14 protein-coding genes are annotated in these 12,631 nt (G+C 72.3%); 8 read left to right on the forward strand and 6 right to left on the reverse strand.

What is annotated here, in order from left to right:
* Positions 1-79: 79 nt before the first annotated feature.
* The gene (locus tag QMO56_RS06285; RefSeq protein WP_283524225.1) at positions 80-1,390 is read left to right on the forward strand and encodes a tetratricopeptide repeat-containing glycosyltransferase family protein; all 1,311 of its coding nucleotides are present in this window, start codon (positions 80-82) and stop codon (positions 1,388-1,390) included.
* A 126-nt stretch (positions 1,391-1,516) separates the two neighbouring features.
* Here the strand turns inward: QMO56_RS06285 and QMO56_RS06290 are convergent, their stop codons facing one another.
* The 3 genes from QMO56_RS06290 to QMO56_RS06300 all read right to left on the reverse strand — a co-directional run bounded on the left by QMO56_RS06290 (position 1,517) and on the right by QMO56_RS06300 (position 4,071).
* Positions 1,517-2,497 carry a S1C family serine protease gene (locus QMO56_RS06290; RefSeq protein WP_283524227.1) on the reverse strand — a complete coding sequence of 327 codons (981 nt, stop codon included), beginning with the start codon at positions 2,495-2,497 and terminating at the stop codon, positions 1,517-1,519.
* Between the two features lie 180 nt (positions 2,498-2,677).
* Entirely contained in the window at positions 2,678-2,827 is a 150-nt protein-coding gene (locus tag QMO56_RS06295; protein WP_283524229.1) for a hypothetical protein, read from the reverse strand.
* Positions 2,828-3,003: 176 nt separating this feature from the next.
* Positions 3,004-4,071 carry an alkene reductase gene (locus tag QMO56_RS06300; RefSeq protein ID WP_283524231.1) on the reverse strand — a complete coding sequence of 356 codons (1,068 nt, stop codon included), beginning with the start codon at positions 4,069-4,071 and terminating at the stop codon, positions 3,004-3,006.
* 96 nt (positions 4,072-4,167) lie between these two features.
* Between QMO56_RS06300 and QMO56_RS06305 the strand changes: the two genes are divergently transcribed.
* Positions 4,168-4,485, forward strand: a complete 318-nt coding sequence (locus QMO56_RS06305; protein WP_283524233.1) for a helix-turn-helix transcriptional regulator — start codon at positions 4,168-4,170, stop codon at positions 4,483-4,485.
* Between the two features lie 44 nt (positions 4,486-4,529).
* Here QMO56_RS06305 and QMO56_RS06310 read toward each other — a convergent pair whose 3' ends face one another.
* Entirely contained in the window at positions 4,530-5,006 is a 477-nt protein-coding gene (locus QMO56_RS06310; RefSeq protein ID WP_283524235.1) for a CreA family protein, read from the reverse strand.
* 129 nt (positions 5,007-5,135) lie between these two features.
* Between QMO56_RS06310 and QMO56_RS06315 the strand changes: the two genes are divergently transcribed.
* Positions 5,136-5,714, forward strand: a complete 579-nt coding sequence (locus QMO56_RS06315; RefSeq protein ID WP_283524237.1) for a phosphatase PAP2 family protein — start codon at positions 5,136-5,138, stop codon at positions 5,712-5,714.
* Positions 5,715-5,818: 104 nt separating this feature from the next.
* Here QMO56_RS06315 and QMO56_RS06320 read toward each other — a convergent pair whose 3' ends face one another.
* Positions 5,819-6,784 carry a 2-hydroxyacid dehydrogenase gene (locus QMO56_RS06320; protein ID WP_283524238.1) on the reverse strand — a complete coding sequence of 322 codons (966 nt, stop codon included), beginning with the start codon at positions 6,782-6,784 and terminating at the stop codon, positions 5,819-5,821.
* Positions 6,785-6,946: 162 nt separating this feature from the next.
* On the opposite strand from QMO56_RS06320, the gene QMO56_RS06325 reads away from it, so the two are divergent.
* From QMO56_RS06325 to QMO56_RS06345, 5 genes are read left to right on the forward strand one after another with little or no spacing between them, the layout of a single operon-like run.
* On the forward strand, positions 6,947-7,999 hold the full coding sequence (locus tag QMO56_RS06325) for an ABC transporter substrate-binding protein (protein ID WP_283524240.1): 1,053 nt from the start codon (positions 6,947-6,949) through the stop codon (positions 7,997-7,999).
* Entirely contained in the window at positions 7,996-9,081 is a 1,086-nt protein-coding gene (locus QMO56_RS06330) for an ABC transporter ATP-binding protein (RefSeq protein WP_283524242.1), read from the forward strand. Before QMO56_RS06325 ends, QMO56_RS06330 begins: the two co-directional genes overlap by 4 nt.
* Positions 9,078-9,914 carry an ABC transporter permease gene (locus tag QMO56_RS06335; RefSeq protein ID WP_283524244.1) on the forward strand — a complete coding sequence of 279 codons (837 nt, stop codon included), beginning with the start codon at positions 9,078-9,080 and terminating at the stop codon, positions 9,912-9,914. Before QMO56_RS06330 ends, QMO56_RS06335 begins: the two co-directional genes overlap by 4 nt.
* 11 nt (positions 9,915-9,925) lie before the next feature.
* Complete coding sequence (locus QMO56_RS06340) at positions 9,926-10,699, forward strand: ABC transporter permease (protein ID WP_283524245.1); 774 nt, start codon at positions 9,926-9,928, stop codon at positions 10,697-10,699.
* Complete coding sequence (locus QMO56_RS06345; protein WP_283524247.1) at positions 10,699-11,364, forward strand: RraA family protein; 666 nt, start codon at positions 10,699-10,701, stop codon at positions 11,362-11,364. Before QMO56_RS06340 ends, QMO56_RS06345 begins: the two co-directional genes overlap by 1 nt.
* A 188-nt stretch (positions 11,365-11,552) precedes the next feature.
* Here the strand turns inward: QMO56_RS06345 and holA are convergent, their stop codons facing one another.
* Complete coding sequence (gene holA, locus QMO56_RS06350) at positions 11,553-12,596, reverse strand: DNA polymerase III subunit delta (protein ID WP_283524248.1); 1,044 nt, start codon at positions 12,594-12,596, stop codon at positions 11,553-11,555.
* Between the last annotated feature and the right edge of the window lie 35 nt (positions 12,597-12,631).

Genomic DNA, 12,631 nt, shown 5'->3' on the forward strand with positions numbered 1-12,631 from the left:
CCGCATGCCTTCTGTGAGTGCAGCGCCGGGTACCGCCCGGATAGTCACCGTCCCCGAACTTCTTGACGATGTACTTAGGATGCATCGGAAAGGAGATTTCAACCAGGCCGAGCATAGCTTGCGCGAAGCCCTGTCCCAGCGGCCGGACGATCCCTTCCTCTGGAACGCGCTGGGAGTGACCCTTGCCGGCCTCAACCGTCCCGCGGAGGCGGTGTTGTGCTACCGCCGCGCCCTGCGGAAAGCGGCCGGGATGGACGCGCTCTGGACCAATCTCGGCAACGCGCTCACGCTTCTCCGTCAGCACGAGACGGCGCTTGCCTGCCACGCCCGGGCCCTGGCGCTGGCGCCGCAGAACAGCGGGCACCACTACAATCGCGGCATCTCGCTGGCCGAGGCCGGCTGTCACGAGGCGGCGGCGCAGGCCTTCACCGCCGCGCTCGCCTGGCAGCCCGAGCACGACATGGCGCGCTGGGACCGTGGGCGCAGTCTGCTCCATCTCGGCCGTCTGGCCGAGGGCTGGGTGGACTATGAGGTGCGCCTGGCGAATGGGCTGGTGCCGCCCCGCGCTCTTCCGGGCCGGCGCTGGGCCGGGCAGGGCTTCCAGGGCCAGCGGTTGCTGATTGCCTCGGAGCAGGGCTTCGGCGACACGATCTGGGCCTGCCGCTACATGCCCCTGGTGAAGGCGAGGGGTGGGACGGTGCTGCTGGAGTGCCAGCCCGAGCTGGTGCCGCTGCTCTCCCGCCTGCCGGGGGTGGACGCGGTGGTGCCGCTCGGCGCGACGCTGCCGGCGGCCGACTGGCATGTCCATCAGTGCAGCCTGCCGGGCCTCTTCACGCCGGATATCGCGGCGATTCCGCCGCTGCCCGCGCTGCTGCCGGACCCTGCACGCCTCGCCCGCTTCGGCGCCGCCATCACGGCGGATGCGCTGCGGGTCGGCATCGTCTGGTCCGGGAGCACCACCTTCCGCCGCAACGGGGAGCGTGCGCAGCCGCTCGCGCGCTTCCGCCTGGCCTTCGAGCAGCCGGGCGTGCAGCTCTACAGCCTGCAGATGGGGCCGCCGCGCGCGGAGCTGGAGCGGGCCGCCGGGCATTCGGTCATCGACCTCGCGCCGCTGCTGGGCGATTTCGCCGATACCGCCGCGGCGATCGCGCAGCTTGACCTCATCATCATGACGGACAGCGCCGTCGCGCATCTGGCGGGCACGCTGGGGAGGCCAGTCTGGGTGCTGCTGGGACGCAACGCGCACTGGCTCTGGAGCGGAAGCGGCCAGGACAGTCCCTGGTATCCGTCCCTCCGGCTGTTCCGCCCCAGGGCCGAGGAGGAGTGGGACCATGTCTTCGATGCGGCCGGGGCGGCGCTGATGGCGCTGGCCGCCGCCCGCGCCGGCTGAACCGGGAGGCCGGGGCCCGGGCGAAGGCCGCGCAGGCGCGCGGGCCCGGCGCTCTCCCGCGCGCCGCGGCAGAGGCCGCTGAGCAGATCCCGTTCCGATGGCATCATCGGAACGGATGAAGATGCTCTAGTGAAGCGGGGCGGACTTCAGGAAGCGCTGGCGGTCCCCGGAGGTGACGCTGACCTCGAACTGGTCTCCGTCGCGCTCCAGGAGCAGCGGAACGTCCACACCCGCCGGGCCCAGCGCCCAGAGGGCATGGAAGAAGCCGGTCTCGTCGCTCAGCGGCTGCCCGGCAACGGCCAGGACGACGTCGCCTTTCCGCAGGCCGGCCCGCGCCGCCGGGCCGTTGCGGGTGACGCCGATGAGGAGAACCCGGCCCTCCTCCGAGACGGCGGAGACGCCGAGCCAGGGCCGTGGCGGCCGGTTGGGCCGGCCCAGTGTCAGCATCTCGTCGAGGATGGGCTTCAGCAGGTCCACCGGCACGCTCATGTTGAGCACGCGCACCTTGCCGTCGCCGGGGTCGTGCCCGAGCTGGATCGAGCCGATGCCGATGACATCCCCTTTCGGCCCGATGACCGCGGCGCCGCCCCAGAGCGGATGGGCGGGGGCGGTGTAGATGGCGTCGTCCAGGAGGTACTCCCAGTAGCCCACGAAGGGCTGCCGGGCGACGACGCGGCCGGCCAGCGCCCCGGCGCGCCCTCCTGCCCCCGCGAAGACGATCGGCTCGCCCGGCTGCACCGCGCCGGAATCCCCCAGCGCCAGCGCCGGGATCTCCAGCCTGCCCAGCGCCTGGACGAGCCCGAAGCCCGTGACCTGGTCGTAGCCCACGACATGGCCGGGAACGGCACGGCCCTGCGCCGTGGTGAGCCAGACTTCCTCCGCCTCGGTGATGAGGTAGCCGATGGTGAGCAGCAGGCCGTCCTCGCGGATCAGGACCGCATGGCCGATCCGCTCCGTCCCGAGGGTTTCGGCGGTGAAGGCGTCCTCGGGCGTGCGGGCGCGCAGCGTCACCACGCCGAGCAGCGCCCGGTCGAGGTCGTAGCCATAATCCTCCGGTCGGGGCTGCAGGGAAGCCGGGACCGCTTCGTCCTTGTCTGGTCGCACCATGGTCCACTCCCGATTTCTGCTGGCCTCTAGATTGTGCCGGCCGTCGAGGCGCAACACCACCCGGGGGCGCCGGTGCGGGGCCGGCCCGCCAGCCATTCAACTCTGGCAAGCTCGCCGGCCGAAACGGAAAAGGCGGGGTGGACGCATGGCCTGCGCCGGGAATCGCCTTCCTGTGCCCCCTCAATCGTCGGGTGCGCCCCGCACCTTGTCGGAGACGCCGGGCGGGTTGGGGTAGAGGTCCGAGGGCACCTTGGCGCCCGGATTGGTGGTGGTGTTGCCCTGCTGCACCTGGGTGGCGGTGCGCTGGCTCTCCGGGTCGGCGCTGTTCATCCGCGCCGCGCTGCCGGTCGGGGCCGGTTTCCTCGGGGCCGGTTTCCTGGCGGCCGGTTTTTTCGGGGCCATTTCCTGCTGGGCCATATCTGCTCCGCCCTTTCCTCTCGCGCAGGCCGGCGGGCCTGCCCGAGAGGAAAGCGGGGCGCCCGGCGGGGTTGCCGGGCCAGCCCGATTCAGGCGGCCTCCGCCTGCAGGAACGGATAGTCGGTGTAGCCCGCCGCGCCCTCGGCATAGAGCGTGGCGGTGTCCACCTCGTTCAGCGGCGCGCCCTCGCGCAGGCGGCGCGGCAGGTCGGGGTTGGCGATGAACTTCAGCCCGAAGCCGATCGCGTCCGAGTGGCCCGCCGCCACATCTGCCGCCGCCGCCTCGGGCGAGAAGCGCTCATTGGCGATGAAGGGACCACCGAAGGCCTCCTTGAGCTGCGGCCCGATGCGGTCCGGCCCCGGATGCTCGCGGGCGAAGAGGAAGGCGATCTTGCGCCGCCCCAGCTCGCGCGCCACGTAGGAGAAGGTGCCGGGCAGGTCGCTGTCCCCCATCGTGTGGGAGTCGGCGCGGGGCGCCAGATGCATGCCGACGCGGTCGGCGCCCCAGACGCCGATGGCCGCATCCGTCACCTCCAGCATCAGGCGGGCACGGTTCTCCACCGGGCCGCCATAGGCGTCGGTGCGATGGTTGGTGGAGTCCTGCAGGAACTGGTCGAGCAGGTAGCCATTGGCGCCATGGATCTCCACGCCGTCGAAGCCGGCCTTCTGCGCGTTCTCCGCCCCCCTGCGGAAGGCCGCGACGATGCCGGGGATCTCCTCCGTCTCCAGCGCGCGGGGTGTGACATAGGGGCGCTGCGGCCGCACCAGGCTGACATGCCCCTGCGCGGCGATGGCGCTCGGCGCCACCGGCAGGGCGCCGTCCAGGTAGATCGGGTCGGAGATGCGCCCGACATGCCAGAGCTGCAGCATGATGCGCCCGCCGGCGGCATGCACCGCCTCGGTGACGGCCTTCCAGCCCTCGACCTGCTCCTCCGACCAGATGCCGGGGGTGCGCGGATAGCCGACGCCCATCGGGGTGACCGAGGTCGCCTCCGAGAGGATCAGCCCGGCGGAGGCGCGCTGGACGTAGTAGTCCCGCATCAGCGGCGTCGGCACGCGGCTGTCCGCGGTGGCGCGGGTGCGGGTGAGCGGCGCCATGATGACGCGGTTGGGCAGTTCCAGCGCCCCCATCCGGATGGGGTCGAACAGGCTGGCCATGGGGTACAAGTCTCCTGGGTCGGGGAACCGGCGCGGCGCGCACGGCGTTGTTCGACGACTATCGAATGACCATGGTGTGGGAAGGGAGGAGAACGAATGCAAGAGCACTACCCGCACCCGGAGATGGCCGAGGTGCAGCTGCCCGAGGTGCTGCACGCCCTGAGCGATCCGCTGCGGCTGCGGATCGTGGCGGCGCTGGCGGCGGGCGAGGAGCGCGGCTGGGGGGATTTCGAGGCCCCGGTGGCGCCCTCCACCCTGTCACATCACATGAAGGTGCTGCGGCAGGCCGGGCTGGTCACCCACCGGCGGGAGGGCACACGCTGCATCGTCGCCCTGCGCCCCGAGATGGAGGCGCGCTTCCCCGGGCTTCTCGCCGCCGTGCTGCGGCTGGCGCCCGGCCAATCGGCCGCGTGAAGGCCGGGGGAAAGGAATTCCCCCGGACCCCCATCGTCTTTCTTTCAGCCCGGCGGCGCTCCCAGCGCCACGGCCGTCACGCTGTTGTAGGGGGAGCCGTCCACCAGCTTGGTGCTGGTGACGAGATAGATCAGCACGCGCTTCTCCGCATCCAGGATGCGCGTCACCGTCAGCGCCTTGAACAACGGCGAGGCGGACTGGCGGAACACCGATTCGGTCTGCGGCAGGCCGCCCGGCAGCGTCACCGGACCGGTGGCGCGGCAGGCGATGCTGAAGCGCGAGGGGTCCTCCGCCAGCCCGACCCAGCCGGAAAGGCCGCCCGTGTCGGCGCGCGAGACGTAGCAGGAGACGTTCGGGACGCGCGGATCGTCATAGCGCTCGACCACCACCTTGTCGTTGGGGCCGACCAGCCGGAAGGTGGTGCTCACCTCGCCCACCCGCGTCTGCGCCGAAGCCGCCAGCGGCAGGCAGAGCGCCAGCGCCCCGCCGGCCAGCGCGCGCCAGCCCGTGAACTTGCTCATCAGCGGTTTCTCCCTTCCTGGCCCTGAGGCCTCCACAGGTTTGTGGCCGCTCCCCCCTCGGCAAGCGGCGCGTCCCTGCCATGCGGCCCCTGCGCGCAACGGCTCAGGCAGAGTTTGATACGCCCCGCCATGGCGGCCACGCTATGCTGGCGCATCATGCAGTTCCTCACCGATTTCGCCGACCAGGCGGTCATCCTCCCCGCCACGCTGGCCCTGATGCTGACGCTGATGGCCACGGCGTGGCGGCGCGGCGCGCTGTGCTGGGGGCTCGTGGTGGCTTCCACCCTGGGCCTCATGCTGGCGCTCAAGCTGGCGGCGCACGCCTTCCCCGCCTTCTTCGGTCCCTGGGACCTGCGCAGCCCGAGCGGCCATGTCGCGGCGGCGGCGATCCTGTATGGCGGGCTGGCGGTGCTGCTGCTGGAGCGGCGTGCGCTGGCGCTGCTGGTCGCCGGAGGCGTCGCGCTGCTGATCGCGGCGACGCGGCTCCTGCTGCGCTACCACAACCTGCCGGAGGTGGTGGTGGGCGGCGTGGTGGGGCTGGCCGGGGTCGTGGTGCTGCTGCGCCTGACGCCGCCGGTGCCGCGCACGGTTTCCCGCTTCGCCCTGGCCATGACGGTGCTGGTGGTCGTCGGGCTGATGCATGGCGAGCGGCTGGGCGCCGAAAGGGCCATCCAGCACACCGCCCAGCGGCTGGTGCGCCTGCTCTGACGCCGCTTCGGAATGAGGGGGGCCGGGGGAATTGAATTCCCCCGGCGGAGAGGTCCTGGAGGGGCGGCGACCCTCCAGGGGCCGGCCGGCCTGAGGCCCTTTCCTCAGCAGACGAAGTCGGTCGGCGGCACGCCCTCGCCCCTGGCGAAGCGCGCGATGTTGCCGAACATCTGGTTGATCGTCTTTTCGAAGTTGTCCGCCGCCATCGCCGCGATATGCGGCGTGGCCACCACGTTGTCCAGCGCCAGCAGCGGATGGCCGGCCGGCGGCGGTTCGGTCTCGTAGACATCCGTGGCGGCGCCAAGGATCTCCCGGGCGCGCAGGGCGTCAGCGAGGTCCTGCTCGTTCACCACCCCGCCGCGCGCCACGTTGATCAGCACGGCGCTGCGCTTCATGCTCTGCAGCGCGGCGCGGTCGATCAGCCCCTGCGTCTGCGGCGTCAGCGGGCAGTGCAGGGAGACGACATCGGCCTCCTTCAGCAGTTCCGGCACGCTGGCGTAGGTGACGCCGAGCGCCTGCTCCTCCGCCGCGTCCAGGGGCCTGGTCTTGTTGTAGAGGATCCTGCCGCCGAAGGGCGCGAGCAGCCTCGCGACGTTCTTGCCGATGGCGCCGAAGCCGATGAGGCCGACCGTCTTGCCCGAGAGCATCAGGCTCGGCTTCGGCATGGAGGTGTTGCGCCACTCGCCGCCGCGCAGCGAGCAGTGCCCCCAGGCCAGGTTGCGCAGCAGCGCGATCATCAGGCCCAGGGTGAACTCGGCCACCGGCATGGCGTTGCTGCCGGTGGTGCGCGCCACCGTCACGCCCTGGGCGCGCGCCGCCTCCAGGTCGAAATTGTCCACGCCGACGCCCCATTTGTGCAGCAGCCGGGCGCGCGGCGCGGCGCGCAGCAAGTCCGCATCCACCGGGATCTGCCCGGAGACGATGACGTCCGCATCGGCCACGATGGCGAGCAGGTGGGCGCGGTCGCGCCCCTCGGCGTGCTCCAGCACCAGGCCGGGCGGCAGCAGCCCCCGCATGCGACGCGCGGTTTCCGGGGTGATGGGGTCGAGCACGACGATCTTGCTGGTCATTCCTGGGCCAAGTCCTGCTTGCGATCTGCGGAGCGGCGGCATGGAGGCGCCTTGCCCAGCCTGAGTGCAAAACCCGTGCCTCGCAAGCCGTCCTGCCCCGGGTTGCCGCCTCCGCAGGCTCTCTCCATGATGCGAAGCCTCGAAGAACAGGGGGCTTCAGACATGATCTGCTGGAAAGAGGCATTGCTCGGCCTCGCCGGGCTCGCCGCCACCGCCCTGCCCGCCGCGGCGCAGGACGGCAACCCGCTGACCCTGATGGCCTATGCCGGCATCTTCCGCGAGAACTACGCGGAGGCCGTGGTCAAGCCGTTCGAATCCGGCAATGGCGCCCGGGTGCAGTATTTCGAGGGCGGCACCAGCTCGCAGATGCTCGGCACCCTGCGCGCGCAGAAGGCGGACCCGCAGGTGGACGTCGTCATCATGGACGTCACCACCGCCGCGCTCGCCTGCGCCGAGGGGCTGGTGGAGAAGCTCTCGCCGGACACCCTGCCGGTGCTGAACGACCTCGACCCGCAGGCGCGCCAGGCTGGCGGCGACTGCGGCCCCGGCGTGACCTTCGACCATCTGGTGATGGTCTATGACGCCCAGGCGGTGAAGCCGCCGCCGACCCGCTTCGAGGCGATGGCCGACAAGGCGCAGAAGGGCGCCGTGGGCCTCGCCGCGCCGCCGAACATCCAGGGCCTGGCGCTCACCGCCATCCTGGCCAAGGCGCATGGCAAGGACTGGAAGGACATCTCCGCCGCCCTGCCGGCGCTGAAGGCGATGGCGGCGAACGCGCAGACCTTCGACCCGAAGCCGGACGGCTACAGCATGATCCTGAACGACCAGATCCGCTTCGCCACCGGCTGGAACGCGCGCGCGCAGCTCTACCACGACCAGTCCAAGGGCCGCCTCGGCGTGGTGCTGCCGGAGGAGGGCACCGCCTTCCAGATCAACACCATCAACCTCGTCGCCAACAGCAAGCACCGCGATGCGGCGCTGGCCTTCATCAAGCATGCCCTCTCGCCCGCCGGGCAGAAGGCCTTCACCGAGCGGATGTTCTACGGCCCGACCAACACCAAGGCGCAGGTCTCGCCCGAGGCGATGCAGCGCACCGCCCTGGCGCCGGAATACCGTGCCCGCGTCATCGGCGTGGACTGGAACGAGATGCTGAAGCTGCGGGACAACTGGAACCAGCGCTGGCGCCGCGAGGTGATCTCGGCCGCGCCGCGATGAGCGAGGCGGCGCCGCACCTGCGGCTGGAGCGGCTGAGCCGCCACTATGCCGGGGCGCCCGCCCCGGCGGTGGACGCCATTTCGCTCGACCTGCCACGCGGCGCCCTGCTGGCGCTGCTCGGCCCCTCCGGCTGCGGCAAGACCACCACGCTGCGGATGATCGCCGGGCTGGAGCGGCCGGATGGCGGCCGCATCCTGGTCGGCGGGCAGGACGTCACGGCGCTGCCGCCGCACCGGCGGCAGATGGGCGTGGTGTTCCAGTCCTACGCGCTGTTCCCGCACATGACGGCGGCCGGCAACACCGCCTTCGGGCTGGAGATGCGCGGCCTCGGCCGGGCCGAGCGCGCCCGCCGTGCCCGGGCGGCGCTGGAGATGGTCGGCCTCGGCGCGCTGGCCGGGCGCAGGCCGCGCGCGCTTTCCGGTGGCCAGCAGCAGCGCGTGGCGCTGGCCCGCGCGCTCGCCATCGAGCCGGAGCTGCTGCTGCTGGACGAACCGCTCTCGGCGCTCGACGCCAAGCTGCGCGAGGGCGTGCGGGACGAGATCCGCGCGCTGCAGCAGCGGCTCGGCACCACCACCGTCTTCGTCACGCATGACCAGACCGAGGCGCTGGCCATGGCCGACCTCGTGGCGGTGATGAATGCGGGCCGGGTGGAGCAGCTCGCCGCGCCCGAGGAGGTGTTCGAACGGCCGGCGACGCGCTTCGTCGCCACCTTCGTCGGCCGCGCGGCCCGGCTCCAGGGCGTGCTGGAGCCGGGCGGGGTGCTCCGCTGCGGCGGCCTCGCGCTGCGCAGCGCCACCGACCTCGCGCCCGGTCCCGCCGAGGCCTATCTGCGCCCGCACCGCGTCCGGCTGCTGGCGCCGGCGGAGGCGCCGCCGCCCGGCTTCGACAACCTGCTCGACGCCACCCTGGCGCGCCGCGTCTATACCGGCGAGGTGATCGCGCTGGAGACCGAGACGGCGGCCGGCCCGGTCATGGCCGAGCTGCACGCGGGCGCCGACGAGGCCTGGCGCGGCCTCGCCCCCGGCGCGCCGCTGCGCCTCGCCTTTCGCCCCGCCGACCTCGCGGTGTTTCCCGCGCCATGATCGGCTGGCTGCTCGCTGCGCCGGCGCTGGCCGTGCTGGCGCTCGCCTTCGTCTGGCCGATGGCGGGCCTGTTCCGCATCAGCCTGAACCGCACCACCGAGACCGGCGCGATGGAAACCGCGCTGACCACCGAGAGCTATGCCAAGCTGCTCGGCGACGACTTCATCCGCGAGCTGGTCTGGAACACCCTGCTGCTGGCCGGCAGCTCGGCCGCCATCGCCGTGGCCCTGGCCCTGCCGGTGGCGCTGATGGTGCGCGCCGCCTCGCCGCGCTGGCGCGGTCCGCTGGCGCTGATGGCGATCGCGCCGCTGCTGGTCTCCGGCACGGCGCGGCTGATCGGCTGGATGGCCATCCTGGGCGACAACGGGCTGATCAACGCCGTGCTGATGGGCCTCGGCCTGCGCGACACGCCATACCCGCTGATCAACAACTGGACCGGCGTGCGCATCGGCCTCGTCGAGAGCCTGATGCCCTATGCCGTGCTGGTGCTGATCGCCGGGCTCGGCCGGCTCGACCCGCGGCTGGAGGAGGCGGCGGCGACGCTCGGCGCCGGGCGGGTGCGCACCTTCCTGCGCGTGACGCTGCCGCTCGCCGCGCCGGCATTGCTGGCAGCCTGGCTGCTGGCGCTGGTGCTCGGCATCTCCGCCTTCATCACGCCGCGGCTGATGGGCGGCGGGCGCGTCTTCGTGCTGGCCACCGAGATCTACGACCTGGCACTGGAATATGTGGACTGGCCGGCCGCCTCGGCCCTGGCGATGCTGCTGCTCGGCGGCCTCGTGCTGCTGATGCTCCTGCGCGGCGCGCTGGCTCGTCTGGGAGGGCGGCGCGCATGAGGCCGAGCTGGATGCTGCGTCTCCTCGCCGCGCTCGGCCTGCTGGTGCTGCTGGCGCCGGGCGCGCTGGTGCTGGTCGTCAGCTTCAGCGCCGGGGATTTCCTCACCTTCCCGCCGCCCGGCTTCTCGCTGCGCTGGTACGCGGCGCTGTTCTCCCATCCCGGGCTGATGGCGGCGCTCGGCACCAGTGCCATCCTGGCCGCGCTGGTGGCGGCGCTGGCGCTGCTGCTGGGCGCCCCGGCCGCCTATGCCATCGCCCGGCTGGACTTCCCGGGACGCGACGTGCTCGCCACCCTGCTGATGGCGCCGCTGCTGCTGCCCACCCTGGTGCTCGGCCTGGGCCTGTTGCTGGTGCTGCAGCCGCTTGGCCTCGTCGCCACCTGGCCGGGGCTGATGCTGGGGCACAGCCTGGTCGCCATTCCCTTCGCGGTGCGGATCATGACCACCGCCTTCGCCGCCGTGCCGAAGGAACTGGAGGCCGCCGCCTGGACGCTGGGCGCGACGCCGCTGCGTGCCGCGCTGCGCATCACCCTGCCCAATGCCGCGCCCGGCGCCATTGCCGCAGGGGTGCTGACCTTCCTCGTCAGCTTCGACGAGACGGTGATCAGCCTCTTCCTGGTGGGACCGCGCCTGACCACCCTGCCGGTGGAGATGTTCCGCTACGCCGAGCGCACCACCGACCCGCTGATCGCCGCCCTGGCGATGAGCCTGATCGCCTTCGCCCTGCTCATGGTCGCCGTGGTCGAGCGGCTGATGGGCTTCACCCGAGCCATGGGACGTGACTGATGCCGAAATACCTTGTCGAGCCGATGCCCGCGCCGATCAGTGCGGAGGTGGTCGCGCTGCTGGAGCAGACGGAGACCGCCACGGTCGGCCACTGGCGCCACTGGGGTTTCTGCGACCGCCGCATCCAGGGCCTGCTGCGCAAGCGCGTGGCCGGCACGGCGGTGACGCTGCAGATCCCGGGACCTGACTCCACCCTGCTGCACCACGCGCTTGGCCTGCTGCGGCCGGGTGACATCCTGGTGGTGGACCGGCTTGGCGATGACCGCCACGCCTGCTGGGGCGGCGGGGTCACGGTCGCCGCCAAGGCCGCCGGCGCCAAGGCCGGCGTGGTGGATGGCCCCTGCACCGATATCGAGGAGGTCGAGGCCTCTGATTTCCCGCTCTGGTGCCGCGGCCTCGCGCCGATCACCACCCGCATCTACGACCTGGGCGGGCGGCTGAACGTGCCGGTCGCCATCGGCGGCACGGTGGTGATGCCGGGCGATGCCGTGCTCTGCGACGAGAGCGGCGTGCTGGTGCTGCCGCCCGGCGAGGCGGAATCCGAGGCGCGCGCGGCCATCGCGCGGCAGGAGCGCGGCCTGGGCAACCAGGAGAAGGTCGCGCAGGGGGCGAAGCTCGGGGATCTCTCGGGGGCCAGCGCGAAGGTGCAGGCGGGACTGTCCTGAGATCCGGCGGGGGAGGGAACCCGGGGGAGAATGAATTCTCCCCCGAACCCCCTCTTCTTCTTTTTGTCGGTTTTCAGCACTGACGATGCGCGCACACGCCGGGGCCGGAACAACCCTGGCCATGGCGTGAGCAAAAACTTGCAGAAAGAAGATGGGGGTCCGGGGGAATTCCTTCCCCCGGGCTTTTTTTACGCCGCGCTCCGCCGCCGCAGCGCGATGGCCTGCCGCGCCAGTTGCAGCACCGCCGCCCGTGCCACCACCGTATCCGGGATGGGCCGGTTGGCGGAGCCCGACTTCCCCTGCTTCTCCGCCTCCAGCAGCGCCGCGCCGGCCGCCGCCAGCAGCTCCGGGTTCCACAGTCGCAGCGCCTGCTCGAAACCCGGCTTCAGCCGGAAGAAGACGGGCGGCCGCAGCGCCTCCAGCGCACCGGAGGCGGATTGCCCGGCGGCCACGCCAAGCGAGGCCAGATGCAGCCGCTGCACATGCCGCAGCGCCGCGCGCAGCACCATGATGGGGCTGGCGCCCTCGGCGAAGGCGGCGTCCAGCGCGCGGTCGGCGGTGGAAACATCGCCCGCCGTGGCGGCCACCAGCGCCTCGTCAAGGTCGAGCGCCGAGCCATCGCCCGTGCAGGCCATGACGTCCTCCTCGGAGAGGCGGCCGCCCGCGCCGGCATAGAGGGCGAGCTTCTCCACCTCGCGGCGCAGCAGCATGCGGTCCTCGCCGAGGCGGGCGGCCAGCCATTCCAGCGCGGCGGGCGCGGCGGCCACGCCTTCCGCCTGCAGCATCCGGGCGATGCTGCCGGCGAGCTCCGCGCCACGCTCGCGATAGCAGGCGATGACGGCGGCGTCGGGTGCGGGTTCCAGCAGGGTCCGCAGCTTGGCGCGGGCGGGAAGCTCGCCGGCTTCCAGCACGAGGAGGGCCTCGCCGGGGCCGGCGAGCGCCTCCTTCACGGCGGGGGTGAGGCCGTCGGCGGCGTCCCGCACCCGCACCAGGCGGCGGCCGCCGGTCATGGCGAGGGCGGCCATCTCGCCGGCCAGGGCGCCGGGCTTCGCCGCCGCCTCGCGCGGCAGGTCGGCCAGGCGGAAGGGATCGTCACCGCCGATGACGGACTGCTGCAAGGCCTCGGCGCGCTCACGGATCAGCCCGGCATCGTCGCCATGCAGCAGCACCACGCGGCAGGCGCCGGGCTGGGCGAGGAAGGCGGCGATGCGGCGCTGGTCGAGCTTGGCCAAGGGGGAAGGGCGTCCTTCGCGGGGGTGGGCCGCGC

The organism is Roseomonas sp. E05 (assembly GCF_030063475.1).
Taxonomy (GTDB): Bacteria; Pseudomonadota; Alphaproteobacteria; order Acetobacterales; family Acetobacteraceae; genus Pseudoroseomonas.